The following is a 17,380-nucleotide window of genomic DNA, read 5'->3' on the forward strand; positions in this document are numbered from 1 at the left end:
AGTGCACCTGATGACCATGCTGCTGACCGTCCCGCCCCGCACCGACGAGCGCCGCCTCACCGGCCTGCCCGTCGCCGTCATCGGCGCCGGGCCCGTCGGACTCGCCGCCGCCGCGCAGCTGCTCGAGCGGGGCCTCGATGTCATCGTCTACGAGGCGGGCGAGAGCGCCGGGGCCGCGGTGCAGCAGTGGGGCCACACCCGACTGTTCTCCCCGTGGGAGTACCTGGTCGATTCCGCCGCCGGGCGCCTGCTCGACGCCGCCGGCTGGGAGGCGCCCGCAGCGAAGAAGCTGCCCACCGGGCACGAGTTCGTCCGCGACTACCTCGCGCCCCTCGCCGCGACTCCGCAGCTCGCACCCGTCATCCGATACCGCTCCCGCGTGCTGGCTGTGACCCGCGAGGGCATGGACCGCACCCGCTCCACCGGCCGCGCGGCCACTCCGTTCCTGTTGCGCCTGGACACTGTGGAGGGCGCCGTCGACGTCACCGCCCGCGCAGTCATCGACACCTCGGGCACCTACTCCACGCCCAACGCCCTCGCCTCGGCCGGCCTCGACCCGATCGGCGCCGCCGACGTCGCCGAGCATCTCAGTCACGCGCTGCCCGATGTGCTCGGCGCCGACCGTGCCAGGTTCGCCGGGAAGAGCGTCCTCGTCGTCGGCGCCGGCCACTCCGCTGCGAACACCCTGATCAAGCTCGCCCGTCTCGCCCGCGAGGAACCGGAGACGAGCATCACGTGGGCGATTCGGGGCACCAGCCCGCTGCGCGTCTTCGGCTCGGGCGACGACGAGCTCGAGGAGCGCGGCAAGCTCGGCGGCACCGTCCACCAGCTCGTCCGCGACGGCGCGATCACCCTCCTGGACCGCTTCGAAATCGACCGCCTCGAGAAGACCGCCACCGGCCGCGTCGCTGTGAGGGGACGCCGCCGGAAGGAGCGCGAGAGCGTCGAGGTCGACGTCGTCGTGCAGGCGACCGGGTTCCGGCCCAACCTCGACATGCTGCGCGAGATCCGCGTCTCCCTGGACGAGATCGTGGAAGCGCCCCGCGCGCTCGCGACGCTGATCGATCCGAACCTGCACTCCTGCGGCACCGTCGACCCGCACGGCGTCGCGGAACTCGCCCACCCCGAACCGAACTTCTTCATCGCCGGCATGAAGTCCTACGGCCGCGCCCCGACCTTCCTCCTGGTCACCGGTTACGAGCAGGTCCGCTCTATCGCGGACGAGCTCGCGGGCGATCACGCCGCGGCCCGGCGGGTGCAGCTCGTGCTCCCCGAGACCGGCGTCTGCTCGACTGACATCGGATCCGCCGGAGGAAGCTGCTGCTCGTGATGGCGGTCCGGGCGATGCTCCCCGAGGACTGGACGGCGGTCGAGGCGATCTACTGCGAGGGCATCGCGACCGGGCACGCCACCTTCGAGGCCGAACCGCCGACGTGGGAGATGTTCGACGCGGGGAAGCTCGACGTCGGGCGCCTGGTCGCCGTCGACGGCGACCGTGTCCTCGGGTGGGCGGCGCTCTCGCCCGTGTCGAGCCGGCCCGTCTACCGCGGAGTGGTCGAGCACTCCGTCTACGTCGCCTCCGCTGCCCGCGGCCGCGGCGCCGGCGCGGCACTCCTGCGGGCTCTCATCGAGACCGCGGACGCTGCTGGTCTCTGGACGATCCAGTCGAGCATCTTCCCCGAGAACACCGCCAGCCTCGCCCTCCACGACCGCGCCGGCTTCCGCCGCGTCGGCACCCGCGACCGGATCGCGCTGATGACTTACGGACCAGCCGCCGGTACCTGGCGTGACACGATCCTCATCGAACGTCGACGCCCGTCCTGACCGTCGCGGTAGGGGATCGGTGACCGGTACGTGCTCAGAGCATCGGGAGCACCCCGCGCCCTCGCCGGGCGCGATTTCCAGATTCCTAAAGGGTCGAGTCCTCAAGACTCACGCTCCTGATCGCGTCTAATACGTCGTCTCCACCGACAGCTCGGCCTGACCTCACTCCGTCATGCGCCGCCACCCAGTTCGGCGCGTAGGCAGGTCCCCTTGGACCTGCCTACGCGCCTTCACCTAGGCGGCCTCGCCCTCGTCCTGTCGCGGCAGCCGCGACAGGACGAACGCCTTGAAGGAGGCGACCAAGTCGAACTCGTTCTCGATCGCGCGCTGCGTGATCCGCCTGTTGGTGACGCGGCCACGGCCGAGGCCCTTCTGCGTCTTCAGCCGGTCCTTCGGGGTCTTCAGGAGCTTGCCGTCGCTCGCGAGTACGGCCTGCTCGAGCTGGGCGTAGGAGAGGACGCTTGTCTCGTAGAAGCGCCCCGCGGACAGGAGAAGCGTCTGGCGTGCCCACTCAGAGGGGACGAGGAGGAGTGGCTCCCCGTCGATCACGGGGAGGGACACGGTCGCGATGTCCCACTCGCGAGTCGTCGAGTTCCAGACCTGCTTCTCGAACTTGCGGACCTCGTGGGCGCCGGCGGTGAACTGCGGGTACTTCTTGATCATCTCGGCCGTGAAGTCCACGAGCGCGAGGTAGATGATGCGCGTCGTGACGTCTGAGGTGATGTCGCGGTCGATCTTGTGAACGAACAGCGGCAGGTCTTCGATGTGGCGCAGGGCACCGATCCGGACGAGGGCTTCGACGTCGTCGATGAGGGTGTGCCAGATCCAGTTGCCCACCTCGTGGGCACCGCCGTGTCCGCGAAATCCGTACTTGGCCATGCCGAGACGGGTCTCGCGGGGCTCGACGAAGTGCTGCAGGAGGCTGTTCCCGCGACGATGGTCACCGGGCGTGCCGCTGATGACGCACCTGGTGACCTCGCTGAAGAACGAGTCCATCGCGTCGATCGCACGCTGTGCGAACGGCTGAGGGCTCTGATAGAGGCGGATCGCGTGCGGATCCACGAACAGACGGTTGTCGACGTTGATCTGGACATCGACGAAGGGCACGGGACCAGGGATCCCGTAGTACTCGCTGACAGTAGGCATGAAGCCTTCCTTGGGTTGGGGCCCGAGGAAGAAGGGAGGCCGGGTTGGCCTCGCTGCTTCGGTACGCTGGAGTGGACTCGCAAAGTCACTGCTGCGCCCTCGGGCCGGCTCTGGCCTGACGCCGCGCTAACGGTGTCAGGCCAGAAATCTTTACTCGCTCTGCGTGGCGCTCTCCTCAGGCTTCGCGCGATTGCCCTTGACCTCGACGCTGTGGCCCTTGAGGTCGATGCAGAGCATGCCGTCCTGGACGTAGGGCGTCCATCGTCGGCTGACAGCTGTGTCGATGTCGTAGTACTGCGTGAACGCTGTCGCCGACATGACCACCTGACCGGTGTCCCTGCCGGCCTGCGAGCGCACTACGTAGGCGTGCGAGTCCGACGACGGGCGGAGGGCGATGATCTGCTCCTCCTTGTCATAGAGCAGCTCCACCGTGTCGGCCTCGCCGATGAGCTTGTGCGCCGCCTTGTTGATCGAGAAGATCCCACGCTTCTGGATCGTCACGCTAGGCGCCTTCGCCAGCGGCGCCATGCGCTTGTCAAAAACCTCGAACGGCATCTGACCCTCCTCCTGTCCCGATGGGACCTCGTGTCTTAACAGTATCAGGTTCCGCCGTGTCGAACGCGTCAAAGTTTTCTAACGCAGTTCGACAGTGAGCAGAGGTCTGCATGATGTAGACCTCGAGGCTGTCGCAACTGCTTCAAGAGCGGAGACGGCTGCGTCGACGTGGACGCGCGATGGCCACCGTGGCGGGAGGTTCGACGGTCTGCAGTTATTCGTTTCTTGAGCGAAGTCGGGCGCGTGGTTTGTCATCGCGCAGGTGAAGTACGCGGTTGTCGTCGTGACAAAGTCACGCGGAAGTGGCCGGCGCAGCACCAAGATCCGCCCTCTCCGAGTCGAGCCGAAGTGCTCATCGATCATCTCTGCGGCTTGCAGCAAGCCGTGCGTTCGTCGCAGTCCCGTTCGGTAGAAGTGTCTGAGCATCAGGGGGTCACAGATGAGTTCTGCGACGTCTTGGCGGGACGTTCCAATACTTCGCTGACCAACCGAGCAGTGGCTCGGCTTCTGAGGATCATCTTGTAAAGCATTAGATTTCTGAGACAGTCCGTCGAGAGCCGCTCCGAAGTCAGCCTCGGCCGGAACGGCGGAGGCCTGACTGTCTCAACAACTTGTCTCGCGGTAGTTCGTCTCAGGAGGGTGCCCGGAGGGGCTTTCCGAGTCAGACTGAGCGCGTGAGACTTCTCGGGTATACGCGTGTGAGTACATCGAGTCAGGATGCGCAGTTGCAGGTCGACGCGCTCGTCGCGGCCGGCGTGCAGAAGCGCGACGTGTTCGCGGACGTGACGTCCGGCAGTAAGGCCGCGATCGAGCGGCGCGGGATGAAGAAGCTGCTCGAGTACGCCGAGCACGGGGACACCGTCGTCGTCTGGAGGGTCGACCGTCTCGGCCGGTCGCTGATCGACGTTCTGAACACGGTGAACCTGTTGCGTGAGCGTGGCGTGCAGGTGCGGTCGATCTCCGACGGCATCGACCCGTCGACGTCGACGGGCCGGCTGATGCTCAACATGCTCGCCACGCTCGCGGAGTACGAGCGGGAACTCATCGTGGAACGGGTCAACGCCGGCATCGCCGCGGCCCGTGCGAGCGGAACGCGCTTCGGCCGCCCTCTGTCGGATCCTGCAGTGGTGGCGGACAAGCTCGCGATCGCCGCGGACGCGCGAGCGCGCGGGCGCACCGCGGAGGACGCGGCCCGTCTCGTCGGCTGGAGCCGTGCGAGCCTCTACCGTCACCAGCAGGCTCATGCGGCCCGCGAGAGCGCAGCGATGTAGCGACTGATGGACGGCCTCGAGCGGTGGCGGATCCTTCGGCTTCATGTCGAGGACCAGGTGCCGATCGCGGCCCTCGCCAGGGACACAGGGATCAGCGCTCGCACGCTGCAGCGCTGGAAGGTCCTCTATAAGAGGAGTGGCATCACCGGCCTGGACGAATCGGCGAGAGCCGACAGCGGGACCCGGCGCATCGATCCGACGCTCGTGACCTTCGTTGAGGGTCTCGCCTTAACGAGGCCACGACCGTCGATCGCGACCTTGCATCGCCTGGCTGCTGCGGAGGCAGCGCGACTCGAGGTATCGGCACCGTCGTACACGACGGTGCACGAGGTCATCCGGGCACTCGACCCTGGCCTGGTGACGCTCGCCCTCGACGGGCCGACGTCGTACCGCGACCGCTACGAGCTCGTGTTCCGCCGTCGCGCCGCTCACCCCAACGACACCTGGCAGGCCGACCACACCCAGCTCGATCTGCTCATCGTCGGCGCCGACGGCAAGCCTGACCGGCCGTGGCTGAGCGTGATTATGGACGACCACTCCCGAGCGATCTGCGGCTACACCGTCTTCTCCGGCGCACCCTCCGCGATGAACACCGCGCTCGCGCTTCGGCAGGCAATCTGGCGGAAGTCGGATCCCCGGTGGGCGATGTGCGGACTCCCGAACGTCCTGCACGTCGATCACGGGTCCGACTTCACCAGCCACCACCTCGAACGAACCGCCGTCGCGCTGCACATCCGCATCATCCACTCCGCCGTCGGCCGACCCCAGGGACGCGGGAAGATCGAGCGGTTCTTCGGCACCATCAACACCGAACTGCTGCCCACCCTCCCCGGGCACCTCGCGCCCGGGAATCGGACCCCGACACCTCGCCTGACCCTCACCGACCTCGACCAGGCGATGGGCCGCTTCATCACCGGCTACAACGACCGACCCCACCGTGAGCTGGGCGCCTCGCCACGCGACGCGTGGGTCGCCGACGGCTGGCTCCCACGCATGCCCGACACGATCACCGAACTCGACGACCTCCTGCTGACTGTGCCCAAGAGCCGCATCGTGCAGCGCGACGGCATCCACTTCCAAGGACAGCGCTACCTCTCACCCACCCTCGCTCCTTTCGTCGGCCGCACCGTCACGCTCCGGTACGACCCGCGCGACATGTCAGAGATCCGCGTCTACGACCGCGACACCTTCGTCTGCACCGCGATCGATGAAGACCACCCCACCCTCCGCCTCAGCCTCCGCGACCTCGAGACCGCACGGCGCGCCCGCCGGCGTGCGCTTCGCCGTGACATCAACGAGCGCATCCCGGCCGTGCCGCGCCGAACTGATCCACTTCCACCCATCCCGACGCCGCATCGGCCGCGGCTCTACACCTATGAGGAGGACAAGCCGTGAGCTTCATCACCACCAAGGAGCACCGCCGCTTCACCGAGTTCGCCAACGTCGTCCGCAAGGAGCACACCATCGGGATCTGCTTCGGAGATGCCGGCGTCGGCAAGACCATGTCTGCCCGTCGCTACGCCGGCTGGGACGACCTCGAACCCCACTTCACCCGCTTCGGCGCCGCCGGCATCGAAGCCAAACACGCCGCCGCCGCTAACAAAGCCCGCACCGTCTTCTACACACCAGAAGTCCTCTGCCGACCACGCGACCTCGCCCAGGATCTTGAACAACTGCGACACAGCGTCGACCTCTACATCAGCAAGCACTCCGAGTTCCGCGGAGCCACCGAGAAGGCGCCCCTGTCACGCCAGCACCCCAGCGACGTCGAACTGCTCCTCATCGACGAGTCCGAGCGACTCACTCCAAACGCAATCGAGTTCCTGCGCGACCACCACGACCGCACCCGGACCTCGATCATCCTCATCGGCATGCCCGGCATCGACCAGCAGTTCCGCCATTACCCCCAGCTCTACAGCCGCCTGGGCTTCGCCCACCAATACCACCCGCTCACCCGCGACGAGCTCCTCTTCGTCCTCGACCGGCAGTGGAAGAGGCTCGGCCGAGCGCTGAACCCTGACGACTTCACCGACTCGCAGGCCGTCGCTGCCATCGAGCGCATCACGCGCGGCAACTTCCGCCTCCTCGAACGACTCATGCCGCAGATCGCCCGCGTCCTCAAGATCAACGAGCTCGAGACCATCACCGACGACGTCGTCGAATCCGCTGCGAGCGTTCTCGTCATCGGCACCTAGTAGCGACACGAAGCGGCGTCAGAAGGCCGACACGGAGCGCCGAGATCCACAGGGACGCTGCCGCCCCCGCCCCTACGGGGTGAACCCCGCTCGTCGACCTGATGCGGTGAGCGACCCTCTTACGGGACGGGATCGGCGACCACTGTCTGGACACTCGAGCAGCCCGATCAGATGAGCCAGCCGCGTGTCAGCGCCGACGAAACGCCTTGAAGAGCGCGAAAGCGAGAACCCCGCCACCGATCACCAGCACCAGCCATTGGCGGTCCGGCGGCGGAGTGATTGTGCACACTCCAGTCCCGTCGACGTAATCGGTGCAGGTACCCGTCTGGACGGTGATCAGCAGCAGGAACATCGCCGCGACGGCGAACAACGCCACGTTGACCCAACCCCATCGAACCGTGCGCTTCGCCCGCTCGCTCATGACGCGACACTAGACGGCCTCGCGGCAACAACCTAGAGGGAGCCATGGACCGGTGAACGATCCCTCCCGGATGATTCCGCTGCGACGCCATAGGCACTTCAAAGTGCCTATGGCACCGCCCTTGAGTCACTATCCGTTAGTCGGTATCTTCAAGTGACTGAGAAAGGGGACGCGGATGAACGACGCGATGTGGAACCCGTACGACCGGAACTGCCCGTCGAGGCGGCTGCTGGATCGGATCGGCGATCGCTGGACGGTGCTCGTCGTCGGAGCCCTCGATGCGGGTCCGCGGCGCTTCTCGCAGATCCAGGCCGACGTGGACGGGGTGTCGCAGAAGATGCTCACCCAGACGCTGCGCGGCCTGGAGAGGGACGGCCTGGTGCAGCGCACCGTCTATGCGCAGGTCCCCCCGCGCGTCGAGTACGAGCTCACGGCCACGGGCCGAAGTCTGCAGGCCCCACTGCGCGCGCTGACCGACTGGGCGACCGAGCACATGACCGGCGTGCTCGCCGCGCAGGACGACTACGACACCCCCTCGCCCCCCGCTCGATGAGTACGCCGAACCGCTTCACCTCGTCTGGAAGGACCCCCTCATGAACGACACCGCTCCCACCCCCGCCACCCTTGCCGTCACCGGCTCGACCGGCGTCCTCGGCGGCCTCGTCGCCCGAGAGCTCGCCACCCTCGACACGGCCCAGCGCCTGCTCGTCCGCACTCCCGTGAAGGCTCCGCAGCTGCCGGACAGCACCGTCCACCCGTTCAGCTACACCGACCGGCCCGCGGCGATCGCCGCGCTCACCGGTGTCGAGACGCTATTCATGGTGTCCGCGTCCGAGAGCGCGGAGCGCCTCGACCAGCACCGTTCCTTCATCGACGCGGCCGCCGCCGCCGGCGTCCGGCACATCGTCTACACGTCGTTCATCGCCGCCGCTCCCGATGCGGTCTTCACCCTCGCCCGCGACCACTTCGTCACCGAGGAGTACATCAAGGCATCCGGCATGGCGTGGACGTTCCTCCGTGACAGCTTCTACATCGACTTCATGGAGGCCCTGGTCGGCGACGACGGAGTGATCCGCGGCCCCGGAGGCACCGGCCGCGTCGCGATCGTCTCCCGCGCCGACGTCGCCCGCACCGCCGTCGCCGTGCTGCGCGACCCCTCCGCGCACGCCGGGCGCACCTACGACCTCACCGGCCCCGAGGCGCTCACCTTCGCGGAGGTCGCCACCACCATCAGCCGCGTCCGCGGGCGCGACGTCACATTCCTCGACGAGAGCATCGAGGAGGCGCACGCCTCGCGTGCCGGCTACGGCGCCCCCGGCTGGCAGGTCGACGCATGGGTGAGCACCTACACGGCGGTCGCGAGCAACGACATGTCCGCGATCAGCGACGCCGTCGAGACGATCACGGGCACCGCTCCGCAGACCCTCGAGGCCTACCTCGCATAGACGCCCCGGTGATCCTCGAACTGCTCCACGCTTGATACCTAAGCGACCAAGGCCTCTCCTCGCCCGCTCGCGCCGATGAGACCACGAGCACACCCGGTGGAGTGGCTCCGTCACGGGGCTTGTAGGGCTTGACGCGCAGAATGATCGCGTCCGGTCAACGATCCCCATACGGGACGGCTACCGCCAATTCGATCGCTGGTGATACTCCGTCACGCAGAGTATGTTTCGGTCATGGAAGAGATCCGGGAACCGCGGGTGTGGATCATGACGGTCCTCGCCGATGGGCGGGCGCACGGCTACGGCATCGTGTCGGCGGTGCGCGAGCTCTCCGACGGCGCGATGACGATGAAGATCCCGACCCTCTACGCCGCCCTGGACCGGCTCGAGCGCCAGGGCCTCGTCGCCGCGGACGGCGACGAGGAGGTCAACGGACGCCGGCGCCGGTACTTCCGGCTGACCGACGCCGGCGCCGCTCGCCTCGCGGTGGACGCCGCTCGTCTGGCGCAGCTCGAGCGCGCTGCATCCAGCGCTGCTCGCCGCCTCGGCCGGATCGCGCCGGCATGAACGGGTCATCACTCGACCGCTACCGGCGGGCGATGCGCTGGTACCCGGCGGCGTGGCGAAGGAGTCAGGGGGACGCCGCTATCGGCGCATACCTTGATCGCGACGAGGCGACCGGGACGAACGGCCCGAGCGGACGTGACCGGTTCGACCTGGCGCGTGCAGGAGTGGTGGAGACCTTCGCCGCGCTGCTCCGGCCCTCGAGACTGGTAACGACGACCGTCGGCCTGGTCCTGCTCATCGGAGCCGCCTGGCTGGGCTCGGTAACCCTCGGGGTAGGCGGACGGGTGATGACGATCGTCACCACCGGGGTGATGGACACGGTGGGCCGGTCCCACGAGAACCCGGTCCTGATCACCGCCGGGCTTCTCGCCCTCGCGTGGCTGCTCACAGCGATCGTCGCGTTCCACCGCGGCTCTCGGCTCTGCTCGCTCGTCATCGCTCTCGGTGGGGCGGTGTCCGCGGGGACGATGGATCAGCTCGCCTGGTCGGGACTTGTTGCCTCCGTCGCCGGTCAGACGCCTCCAGCTGCATTCGCACTCCTCAGCGCCGTCGCTCTCGCAGCTTCCCTCGCCGCCGTCATCGCCGCTGTCCGCGCCGGCCTCCTCGAGCCGATCGCGCAGTGGCTGATCGGCGCGGCCTCCGCTACCCAGGTCGCCGGCGCCTGGCTTCTCCTGTCCCTCGATCAGCCGACGAGCGTCCGCGAAGCCTTCGTCCTCATCGGCAGCGCTCTCGCGTTGCCGATGTACCTCGCCGTCACCGGAGGAAGCATCGCGCTCCTGAGCGTCGGTGATCACCGATGGAGCGGGTCCGACGCCACCGGTGCTTCCCGCGCGGCACCGGTGAAGACGGCCACGGCGGGGAGCGTCGCGACGTGACGCTCTCGCCTTCCGACGCCTACCGGCGGGCGCTGCGCTGGTACCCGGCAGCATGGCGAGAGGCCAACGCTGAAAGCGTGATCGGCGCTTTCCTCGACCGGGACGACGCGACCCGAGCGGCCGGACCGACACCGCGCAACCGCGCGGAGCTCGCCCTGGCCGGCATCCGCGAGACCCTCACCGCCACGAGTCGACCGGGCCGACGCGCGGGCAGCGCGATCGGCGTCGTGTTCCTTCTCGCCGCCTGGACCTACGTATCCGTTGTCATCGAGGTCGGCGGGCGGGACATGACCTTTGCTCAGGGCGGTTTCGTGGACCTGATGGGACGCAGCTACGCATTCCCCGTGCTCCTCGCCGCAGCGACCGTCGCTCTCGCCTGGCTGTGCACGGCCATCACCGCATCGCGGCGCGGCCGACCACTCCTCGCCGCCGTCATCGGACTCTGCGGTCTCGGAGCCGCATGGACCACCTTCCACCTGTCGTGGTCGAGCCTCGTGCCACCGCTCGAGCTCGGATCACCCCTCCTCACGATGGGGGCACTCAGCGTCACGGCTCTCGCGGCACCACTCCTCGCCACCGTCTCGGCAGTGCGCGCCGGGCTCCTCGAGAAACGCGTGTCGCGGATCATCGGCGTCGCCGCCGCAGTCCACGTGGCCGGCGCGGCGCTTCTTGCGGCGCTCGACCGCCCGTTCACCGTTCCTGAGGTCCTTCTCGTCGTGGCATGCGCACTTCTGGCACCGGCGTACCTCGCTGTCACCGGTGTCAGCTTCGTGTTCCTGAGCACAGGCACCACTCGCGAACGGCGAGCATCACGTCAGAGCGCCCGCACGGCTCCCTAGGCACTCGCCGAGTCGCCTCGGCGCGCGGCTGACGAGCGGAGGTGGTCAAGCGGATGCCGAGGAGCACGAGCCCGGCCGTCACCGCCGCCGCACCGAAGGCGACGGCGGCAGTGGCTCCCACCGACCCTGAGGTGAGCGATCCGTTGAGGATCATCACAGGACCCACTATCAGCAGGACGGCCGTATACGCGTTGGCGAGTGTGCGACCAGCCATGCCCGGAATGCAGTGCCGAGCAATGCGCGCGAGAATCACGGCTCGCTGATCGTCTGCGCTCGGTTCGCGAAACTCTCTGAGGCTTCGCATCACGACGGCGCGCTGTCCGGGCATGTCCGCAGTGAAGGGCGATCGCTGAGCGGGAACGACATGGAGGACATCGATGAGATGGTGGGACACCACCTCACGTCGGCTCGTCGCGCGGGCGCCCTCATGCCAGGATCGGGCCATGGGGATCAGCAGAATCGGAATCACGCTCTCGATCACGGCTCTCGCCGGCGTACTCGTGCTGTCCGGCTGCACCGCCGACGCGACCGCCGGCGACGAATCGTCGACAGTCGCTGTCGAATCGTCAGGCGCGGATTCGGCAGGCTCGCCGGGTCCGGCCGCGTCCGACGACCCTCAGCTCAGTGCATTCGAGCAGCAACTCCCCCTCAGCGGCGAGTTCGTCAGTCAGCAGACCGAGACGACAGGATCTGTCCTGATCGAGCGCCGCGCGGACGGATCGACCTGGGCGACCGTCACCGGATTCTCGACCGGTGACGCCTCTGACCTGAGGCTGCAGCTCAAGGAGGGCGCGCTCGAGCAGGACAGCTCGGGCGCCTGGGTCGACACTGCCGGCTACTCCTTCGACATCGGCCCCCTGGACCCGGAACAGCCGGACCAGGAGATCGCCGTACCCGGAGCGCACACCATGCCGGCGATCAGAACCCTCACCGCCATGAACTACGAGGGCCCCGACTACCCGTCCTTCGGGTCCGTCTCCCTTGAGAGGTAGCCCATCGCGCACTCGTCGAAGCCGAGACGGAGCCCGGCTTCGGAGGTCTTCTCCGTCCCGATCCTGCTCCACACGATCGGACTGTCCGGACTTCTCGCCCTGCCCTTCCTCTTCGTTCTCCTGGCTACGGCGTCCGGTATACGACTGGAGGGTGGTGGCTCGCCGACCATCGAGCCGGCGGACCAGCTCTATCAGCTGGCTTTCTCGATCCAATTCGTCAGCGGTGGGCTCATCCTCGTCCTCGGAGCCGTCCGACTCGCGAGGGGGACATCGACAGCGGTCGATGGGATCTGGGCGGGAGTGGCGCTGCTCATCGTCCTCCTCGCGGCAGGCGGATGGGCAGTGCTGCTGGCTTAGAAGGACCTGCTCGTGCACTGGGACGGGTTCTCTCCCCGCGAGGCCGCCGAGCTCCTCGGCCTGAATGAATCGACCGCGCGTAGTCGCCACCAGCGAGCGAAAGACGCCCTATGCCGCGCACTCGAACACGTCGACATGACCTGACGAAGAGTCGGTTCGACATCACGATGAGTATCGCGCCCTGCGTAGGCTGAGCGACAGTTCGACCGACGGAGCAGCACGAACCATGACAGACACGATCGCAATCAGTCGGCTATCGGCCATAGCCGCTGCGACCGGGCTCGCTCTCGCCCTGGCCGGCTGCACGGCACCCCTCGATGGAACCGCGGTCGCCAGCCCCTCGACGACGACCACCGCTCCCAGCCTTCCGACGAGCACTCCCTCGGATGGTTCTGATGCGACGGGCTCTCCCGCCGCCCAGTCGCTTCTGGAGCAGCTGCCGATCCGCACGTCGCTCGAGAGTGTGTCCGATGATGCGAGCGGTGATCTTCTGCTCGAGGAGCGAGAGGACGGGACGGTGTGGCTGTCCCTCAGCGGCCTGAGCCTGACCGGAGCAGTGGAACCGCGGGTCCTTCTCACGAGCGCCCCACTCGAGGACAACGACGGAGAGTTGCGATTCCCTTCGGACGTAGGAAGCGAGGTCGGCACGCTGACAGCAGATGCCGACCAGGAACTGCAGATCACGGATCCCGAGACGATCGGCAGCATCGAGAGCATCCTGATCCTGGGTGTCGGTGATCCTGGCGTCCGGAAGCTCGCAGCTGCCCGGGTCTCGCCCTCCAGCTTGGAACAGTGACGCCGCAGCGCCGCGAACGGGAGGCATCGCCAGGAGTGGGCGGCGGCCTTCGAGTGGGGAGCAGACTCGTCGTGCTCCCCTACGGGTGTCCTGCGTCATGAGCAGCTCCCGCAAGAACGGGCAGCACCTGCTCGACCCGACCCTTCGTCCGATGAGACACGAGGGAGCGCCGGATGCCTGATCCCCGCGCGATCATTCTGGTGCCCTTAGCCATCATCTGGTTCTTGGTGACCTACTGGCCGATCATCTCCGTAGTGTTCGTCGTCCTCTTCGTCGTCATCGGGTTCGCGGTCCTCATGCGCCTTGAGGCGCTACGCGACGACGGAGAGTAATTGTGCGGCACATTCTCGAAGGTCGCCCCGCTGAATCTTCGGGTCCAATGGCGCGGTGCGATTCCCCTACGGGACACGTCAGCGTCAGGCCGGCGAATCCCTCACTCAGCAGGTGTGCCAACCTGGTGGGCACGTCCGAGGACGTGCAGGACGATCGAGGGTGTCCCGTTCTCGGAGAGCAGGAAACCGCAGGGCATTCACCTGTCCCTTGGCTCCGGGAGGAGGATGACGACGCCTATACGGGTCCCGCTCAACGGCGTCGCCATACCTGCGCTGGTACGCTCCGCGTGCATCGATACTGGGGGGCGACACGATGGAGAGACTTTGCAACAACTTGTTCGTTGTCGCGGTCGTAGCGGTGGTCGCGGGCGTTCTCGCTGTGAGCGTGCCAGCAGTCGGAGCCATGATGACTCCTGCTGCCGAGACGTCCGAGCCGGTCACCTACTCCGAGCCGAGCTGGACGAACACCAGCACACTCGTCATCGGTGGCTATGAAACGCCGTCCCCCGACATGATCGCGACCGCTCCACCGCTCTCCGACCAGTGACTACTGCTGCTACCGAGTCCGCGCGCCGAGCATAGGATCGGCGCATGGACGAGTCCTGGGGTGCAACGGGCTTCATAGTGTTCGGCGTCCTTCCATTCCTCCTCCTGGTCGCAGTGGTCTCGGGCGTCACCTTCGGAATTCTTGTATGGGTCGGAGGGCGTGGGCGGCCCCGTCCGTAGGCTCAGCACGTGTGCGGTCGCTTGGTCGTCTACGACGACACCGTGCGCCTGCTCCGCGACCTCTTCACCAGCGACTTCGCCGGAGCAGCGCGACGATCAGCGAACCGTGGACCGTCGGATCGTCGCATCCCCGACGATCGCGTCCACAGAGCGATACCCACACAGGAAGCGGGGCGCGGCTGCGTACGATCAGGCCATGCATCCCACAGCAGGCGGAGTGGTCAGCCGGTGACAGGACCGCGATCAGACGCGAGAACGATCCGCGCGAGGATCCGTCTCCGTCCGACCAGCGAGGGCGGCCGGCAGACGGCCATCGGTCTCGATGGACGGTATCGACCTCATGCGGTCGTCGTCGGCGGCGACGGAGACCCTCTCGGCGTGATCGTGCGCAGCAGCGAGACCGCGGAAGTCGAACCCGGCGAGACGAGCGAAGTGACCCTTGAGCTTCTCTACGACATCGACTACAGCTCCCTCAGGGCCGGAGCGGACTTCACCATCGTTGAAGGCACCAAGGCCGTGGGCGACGGACGAGTCCTCTGAAACAGCCGCCTCAGTAGGCCGCCATTCTCGGGAGGCACGGTCGAGCGTTCCGCCTGGTGACGCCCGAGCAGGAACTCCACACCGAACGGCCGGCGCATCGGCCGTCAGCGCAGCGGCCGCGGTCCGCGCGATCCGGCGCTTGCGTCGAAGATCTGGCCGCAATTGCTCGGTCAGCGCGCTCCGGGGCCTCGGCCGCCACCGTGGTGGCGAGATTGCGAATGACGATCGGTCACTCCTGAAGAAGGGCCGTGTCGATCAGCGGTTCCCCGAAGGCTATGCGGGACTTGTCGACGTCGAGAGTGCGCGTTTCCCCTTCGATAGTCACGATGGTGTCTCCCCCGGTCGAGCAGGCGATGCTGCGGGTGTCGTCTGCGATTCGCCGTCGGCAGCCGCCCCGCTGACGACGACGTCGCCGGCTCGCCTACTGTCGCCCCGCCCGCAACAGGCCTGTCCCCCGAAGCCCGCTGTCTAGGGTCGAGTCATGGACTCCGTCTGGCCCGCCGTCGTCGCCCTGCTCGGGGGATCCGCTCTCGCGATCGTCGGCCTGGTGCCGTGGGCGGCGCTGCAGTACCGGCGGCGCGGCGAGCTGGGGCTCGGACCGGCGGTCCTCGCCTTCCTCACCGTCGTCTACGCGCTGGCGCTCGTCACCTACACGCTGCTGCCGCTGCCGGACGCGAGCACGGTGGAGGCGCTGTGCCGCACCCCGTCGTCGCCGCAGCTGCGGCCCTTCACCTTCCTCGCCGACATCGCGAAGGAGGGCGGACTGAGCGGACCGCTCTCGATCGTGACGAACCGGGCGTCGGCGCAGGTCGTCTTCAACGTGATCCTCTTCGTCCCGCTCGGGATGCTCGTGCGCCAGGTGGTCCTGCGGGGCCGGCTCGCGGCGGGCGTGGTCGCGGGCGGCCTCGCCGGGCTGGCGGTGTCGCTGCTGATCGAGTTCACCCAGCTCACGGGCGACTGGTTCCTCTTCTCGTGCGCCTACCGCCTCTTCGACGTCGACGACCTGCTGGCGAACACCGCGGGTGCGCTGCTCGGGACGGTGCTCGCTCCCGTGCTCGTCCTGCTCACCGGACGGCGCGGCGACCGCGACGCGGGGCAGCCGCGGCCGGTCACCCTGCGGCGCCGGCTGTTCGGGATGCTCTGCGACGCGCTCGTGCTGACCCTGGTGTCGGGGGCGCTCGCGTCGGTGACCGCGCTCGGCCTCGCGCTCCTCGAGCCGGGCGTGCCGCCGGGGCTCGCGCCGCTGGTGCTGGGCGTCCTCGCCTTCGTGGCGCCTGCGCTCCAGCTCGTGCTCGTGCTGCGCACCGGGCGGACGATCGGCGAGGCGGTCGTCCGGCTGACGCCGTCGACGCCGCCGGCGCTGTGGCAGCGGCTGGTCCGCTGGGCGCTGGGGTCCGGCGGCTGGGCGGCCGCACTCGCCTCGCCACTGCCCGGCTCCGGGACCGGCGCGACGCTGCTCGTTCTGGCGGCGCTCGTCGGGGTGGTCGCGACCCGCGACCGCCGCGGCTTCGCGAGCGCGGTGGCGAGACTCCGCGTGATCGACGACCGGGCGGCACCTGCCGAGGACGCCGCGGACTCGATCGACTCCCGCTGACCAGGACGTCCGCATATCTCGCTGGAGTGACGTTATAGTGAGAAACGCGGAGTGACGCGGGATCGCCACCAGCGGTTCCCCTCCCTCCGCACCACCTCTCGACTCCTGGGAACGCCGCCATGACCGCACCCACCGCCACTCGCGCCACGACCTCCCCGGCGCCCGACGTTGCGAGCCCGTCGGGATGAGCGGCGGCGACGAGCAGAAGGCGGCTTCCCGGCCCTACGACGCCCGGCGGCGGCGCGAGCGCGGCGACACCGATCGCGCGCAGACCCGGGCGCGGATCCTCGACGCCGCCGCGGGACTGTTCCTCAACCAGGGCTACGCGGGGACGACGATCTCGCAGCTCGCCCGCGAGGCGGGGACCTCCGTGCAGACCATCTACCTCGCGATCGGCGGCAAGGCCGACGTGCTCCGCGCGCTGACCGCGGCGATGACGACCGGGGAGGACTCCGAGGCGGGCGTCACCGACCAAGGCTGGGTCGCGGCGGTCGCGATGGAGTCCGATCCCGAGCGGCAGCTGCGGCAGCTCGCACACCACTCCGTCGCCCTGGCGCAGCGGGCCGCGCCGCTCTGGAACGTGATGGCCGCCGCCGCGCAGGACGACCCCGCCCTCGCCGAGGACCTCGCCCGGCAGAGCGCCGGCCGCCTCGCCGACCAGCAGGCGTTCGCGCGACTCGTGCGCGGTCCGCTGCGCGACGACATGACCCCGGAGCAGGCGGGCGACATCCTCTACGCCCTCGCCAGCCCGCAGCTCTGGAATCTGCTCGCCCTCGACCGCGGCTGGAGCGCCGAGCAGCTCGAGCGGTTCCTCGGGGACGCGCTCACCCGCCTGCTCCTCCCGCCGCACGCCGAGAGCCCCGCGAACCACCCCGAAGACCCCGAGCACCACCCCGAACCGACCTGAT

General features: G+C 68.3%; 21 protein-coding genes. 18 read left to right on the forward strand and 3 right to left on the reverse strand.

Translation table 11 applies throughout. The features are described 5' to 3' along the window. Positions 1 to 10 precede the first annotated feature (10 nt). Both EDF17_RS11150 and EDF17_RS11155 read left to right on the forward strand, forming a co-directional pair. Entirely contained in the window at positions 11 to 1,330 is a 1,320-nt protein-coding gene (locus tag EDF17_RS11150; protein ID WP_123446378.1) for an NAD(P)-binding domain-containing protein, read from the forward strand. Further along, positions 1,330 to 1,824 (forward strand): GNAT family N-acetyltransferase, encoded by a 495-nt coding sequence (locus EDF17_RS11155; protein ID WP_243732888.1) that lies wholly within the window; start codon positions 1,330 to 1,332, stop codon positions 1,822 to 1,824. Before EDF17_RS11150 ends, EDF17_RS11155 begins: the two co-directional genes overlap by 1 nt. Positions 1,825 to 2,058: 234 nt before the next feature. Here the strand turns inward: EDF17_RS11155 and EDF17_RS11160 are convergent, their stop codons facing one another. Together EDF17_RS11160 and EDF17_RS11165 are read right to left on the reverse strand one after the other, a co-directional pair. Further along, the gene (locus tag EDF17_RS11160) at positions 2,059 to 2,970 is read right to left on the reverse strand and encodes a hypothetical protein (RefSeq protein WP_133672023.1); all 912 of its coding nucleotides are present in this window, start codon (positions 2,968 to 2,970) and stop codon (positions 2,059 to 2,061) included. 150 nt (positions 2,971 to 3,120) lie between these two features. Continuing rightward, positions 3,121 to 3,471: a hypothetical protein gene (locus tag EDF17_RS11165; RefSeq protein ID WP_133672025.1), complete on the reverse strand. Its 351-nt coding sequence runs from the start codon at positions 3,469 to 3,471 to the stop codon at positions 3,121 to 3,123. A gap of 728 nt (positions 3,472 to 4,199) precedes the next feature. Here EDF17_RS11165 and EDF17_RS11170 point away from each other — a divergent pair. The 3 genes from EDF17_RS11170 to EDF17_RS11180 are packed head-to-tail and all read left to right on the forward strand — an operon-like array spanning position 4,200 to position 6,991. Next, positions 4,200 to 4,796: a recombinase family protein gene (locus EDF17_RS11170; protein ID WP_123446374.1), complete on the forward strand. Its 597-nt coding sequence runs from the start codon at positions 4,200 to 4,202 to the stop codon at positions 4,794 to 4,796. A 6-nt stretch (positions 4,797 to 4,802) separates the two neighbouring features. Next, positions 4,803 to 6,191, forward strand: coding sequence for a Mu transposase C-terminal domain-containing protein (locus EDF17_RS11175; RefSeq protein WP_123446373.1), 1,389 nt, complete (start codon positions 4,803 to 4,805; stop codon positions 6,189 to 6,191). After that, positions 6,188 to 6,991: an AAA family ATPase gene (locus EDF17_RS11180; protein WP_123446372.1), complete on the forward strand. Its 804-nt coding sequence runs from the start codon at positions 6,188 to 6,190 to the stop codon at positions 6,989 to 6,991. Before EDF17_RS11175 ends, EDF17_RS11180 begins: the two co-directional genes overlap by 4 nt. A gap of 187 nt (positions 6,992 to 7,178) precedes the next feature. Here the strand turns inward: EDF17_RS11180 and EDF17_RS11185 are convergent, their stop codons facing one another. Continuing rightward, complete coding sequence (locus tag EDF17_RS11185; protein WP_133672028.1) at positions 7,179 to 7,412, reverse strand: hypothetical protein; 234 nt, start codon at positions 7,410 to 7,412, stop codon at positions 7,179 to 7,181. A 175-nt stretch (positions 7,413 to 7,587) separates the two neighbouring features. Between EDF17_RS11185 and EDF17_RS11190 the strand changes: the two genes are divergently transcribed. The 13 genes from EDF17_RS11190 to EDF17_RS11235 all read left to right on the forward strand — a co-directional run bounded on the left by EDF17_RS11190 (position 7,588) and on the right by EDF17_RS11235 (position 17,379). Then, a complete protein-coding gene (locus tag EDF17_RS11190; RefSeq protein WP_123446371.1) occupies positions 7,588 to 7,965 on the forward strand; it encodes a helix-turn-helix domain-containing protein in 378 nt (125 codons plus the stop codon). 40 nt (positions 7,966 to 8,005) lie between these two features. Then, entirely contained in the window at positions 8,006 to 8,857 is an 852-nt protein-coding gene (locus EDF17_RS11195; protein WP_123446370.1) for an SDR family oxidoreductase, read from the forward strand. A gap of 231 nt (positions 8,858 to 9,088) precedes the next feature. After that, a complete protein-coding gene (locus EDF17_RS11200) occupies positions 9,089 to 9,421 on the forward strand; it encodes a PadR family transcriptional regulator (RefSeq protein ID WP_123446369.1) in 333 nt (110 codons plus the stop codon). 167 nt (positions 9,422 to 9,588) lie between these two features. Further along, a complete protein-coding gene (locus EDF17_RS11205) occupies positions 9,589 to 10,296 on the forward strand; it encodes a hypothetical protein (protein WP_133672030.1) in 708 nt (235 codons plus the stop codon). Next, positions 10,293 to 11,135, forward strand: a complete 843-nt coding sequence (locus EDF17_RS11210) for a hypothetical protein (protein WP_133672032.1) — start codon at positions 10,293 to 10,295, stop codon at positions 11,133 to 11,135. Before EDF17_RS11205 ends, EDF17_RS11210 begins: the two co-directional genes overlap by 4 nt. A 377-nt stretch (positions 11,136 to 11,512) precedes the next feature. Further along, positions 11,513 to 12,127 carry a hypothetical protein gene (locus tag EDF17_RS11215; RefSeq protein ID WP_133672034.1) on the forward strand — a complete coding sequence of 205 codons (615 nt, stop codon included), beginning with the start codon at positions 11,513 to 11,515 and terminating at the stop codon, positions 12,125 to 12,127. 369 nt (positions 12,128 to 12,496) lie between these two features. Then, on the forward strand, positions 12,497 to 12,628 hold the full coding sequence (locus EDF17_RS11220) for a sigma-70 region 4 domain-containing protein (protein WP_243732870.1): 132 nt from the start codon (positions 12,497 to 12,499) through the stop codon (positions 12,626 to 12,628). An 82-nt stretch (positions 12,629 to 12,710) separates the two neighbouring features. After that, positions 12,711 to 13,280 carry a hypothetical protein gene (locus tag EDF17_RS11225; RefSeq protein ID WP_123446364.1) on the forward strand — a complete coding sequence of 190 codons (570 nt, stop codon included), beginning with the start codon at positions 12,711 to 12,713 and terminating at the stop codon, positions 13,278 to 13,280. Between the two features lie 173 nt (positions 13,281 to 13,453). Next, positions 13,454 to 13,612 carry a hypothetical protein gene (locus tag EDF17_RS19850; protein WP_166649655.1) on the forward strand — a complete coding sequence of 53 codons (159 nt, stop codon included), beginning with the start codon at positions 13,454 to 13,456 and terminating at the stop codon, positions 13,610 to 13,612. A 403-nt stretch (positions 13,613 to 14,015) separates the two neighbouring features. Continuing rightward, positions 14,016 to 14,159 (forward strand): hypothetical protein, encoded by a 144-nt coding sequence (locus EDF17_RS19855; RefSeq protein ID WP_166649656.1) that lies wholly within the window; start codon positions 14,016 to 14,018, stop codon positions 14,157 to 14,159. A 557-nt stretch (positions 14,160 to 14,716) separates the two neighbouring features. Next, positions 14,717 to 14,878, forward strand: a complete 162-nt coding sequence (locus tag EDF17_RS19860; protein ID WP_166649657.1) for a hypothetical protein — start codon at positions 14,717 to 14,719, stop codon at positions 14,876 to 14,878. 481 nt (positions 14,879 to 15,359) lie between these two features. Then, complete coding sequence (locus EDF17_RS11230; protein WP_123446362.1) at positions 15,360 to 16,472, forward strand: VanZ family protein; 1,113 nt, start codon at positions 15,360 to 15,362, stop codon at positions 16,470 to 16,472. A gap of 184 nt (positions 16,473 to 16,656) precedes the next feature. Beyond that, entirely contained in the window at positions 16,657 to 17,379 is a 723-nt protein-coding gene (locus EDF17_RS11235; RefSeq protein ID WP_123446361.1) for a TetR/AcrR family transcriptional regulator, read from the forward strand. The last annotated feature ends 1 nt before the right edge of the window (position 17,380 follow it).

The organism is Rathayibacter sp. PhB1, assembly GCF_004362935.1.
Taxonomy (GTDB): domain Bacteria; phylum Actinomycetota; class Actinomycetes; order Actinomycetales; family Microbacteriaceae; genus Rathayibacter; species Rathayibacter festucae.

What these genes read in the sequence shown, in the direction of transcription:
- EDF17_RS11200 (WP_123446369.1), top strand. Translation starts at nt 9,089, where the DNA reads ATGGAAGAGATCCGGGAACCGCGGGTGTGGATCATGACGGTCCTCGCC.
- EDF17_RS19855 (WP_166649656.1), top strand. Translation starts at nt 14,016, where the DNA reads ATGATGACTCCTGCTGCCGAGACGTCCGAGCCGGTCACCTACTCCGAG.
- EDF17_RS11225 (WP_123446364.1), top strand. Translation starts at nt 12,711, where the DNA reads ATGACAGACACGATCGCAATCAGTCGGCTATCGGCCATAGCCGCTGCG.
- EDF17_RS11175 (WP_123446373.1), top strand. Translation starts at nt 4,803, where the DNA reads ATGGACGGCCTCGAGCGGTGGCGGATCCTTCGGCTTCATGTCGAGGAC.
- EDF17_RS11160 (WP_133672023.1), bottom strand. Translation starts at nt 2,970, where the DNA reads ATGCCTACTGTCAGCGAGTACTACGGGATCCCTGGTCCCGTGCCCTTC.
- EDF17_RS11195 (WP_123446370.1), top strand. Translation starts at nt 8,006, where the DNA reads ATGAACGACACCGCTCCCACCCCCGCCACCCTTGCCGTCACCGGCTCG.
- EDF17_RS11230 (WP_123446362.1), top strand. Translation starts at nt 15,360, where the DNA reads ATGGACTCCGTCTGGCCCGCCGTCGTCGCCCTGCTCGGGGGATCCGCT.
- EDF17_RS11150 (WP_123446378.1), top strand. Translation starts at nt 11, where the DNA reads ATGACCATGCTGCTGACCGTCCCGCCCCGCACCGACGAGCGCCGCCTC.
- EDF17_RS11215 (WP_133672034.1), top strand. Translation starts at nt 11,513, where the DNA reads ATGAGATGGTGGGACACCACCTCACGTCGGCTCGTCGCGCGGGCGCCC.
- EDF17_RS19850 (WP_166649655.1), top strand. Translation starts at nt 13,454, where the DNA reads ATGCCTGATCCCCGCGCGATCATTCTGGTGCCCTTAGCCATCATCTGG.
- EDF17_RS11190 (WP_123446371.1), top strand. Translation starts at nt 7,588, where the DNA reads ATGAACGACGCGATGTGGAACCCGTACGACCGGAACTGCCCGTCGAGG.
- EDF17_RS11155 (WP_243732888.1), top strand. Translation starts at nt 1,330, where the DNA reads ATGGCGGTCCGGGCGATGCTCCCCGAGGACTGGACGGCGGTCGAGGCG.
- EDF17_RS11185 (WP_133672028.1), bottom strand. Translation starts at nt 7,412, where the DNA reads ATGAGCGAGCGGGCGAAGCGCACGGTTCGATGGGGTTGGGTCAACGTG.
- EDF17_RS11235 (WP_123446361.1), top strand. Translation starts at nt 16,657, where the DNA reads ATGAGCGGCGGCGACGAGCAGAAGGCGGCTTCCCGGCCCTACGACGCC.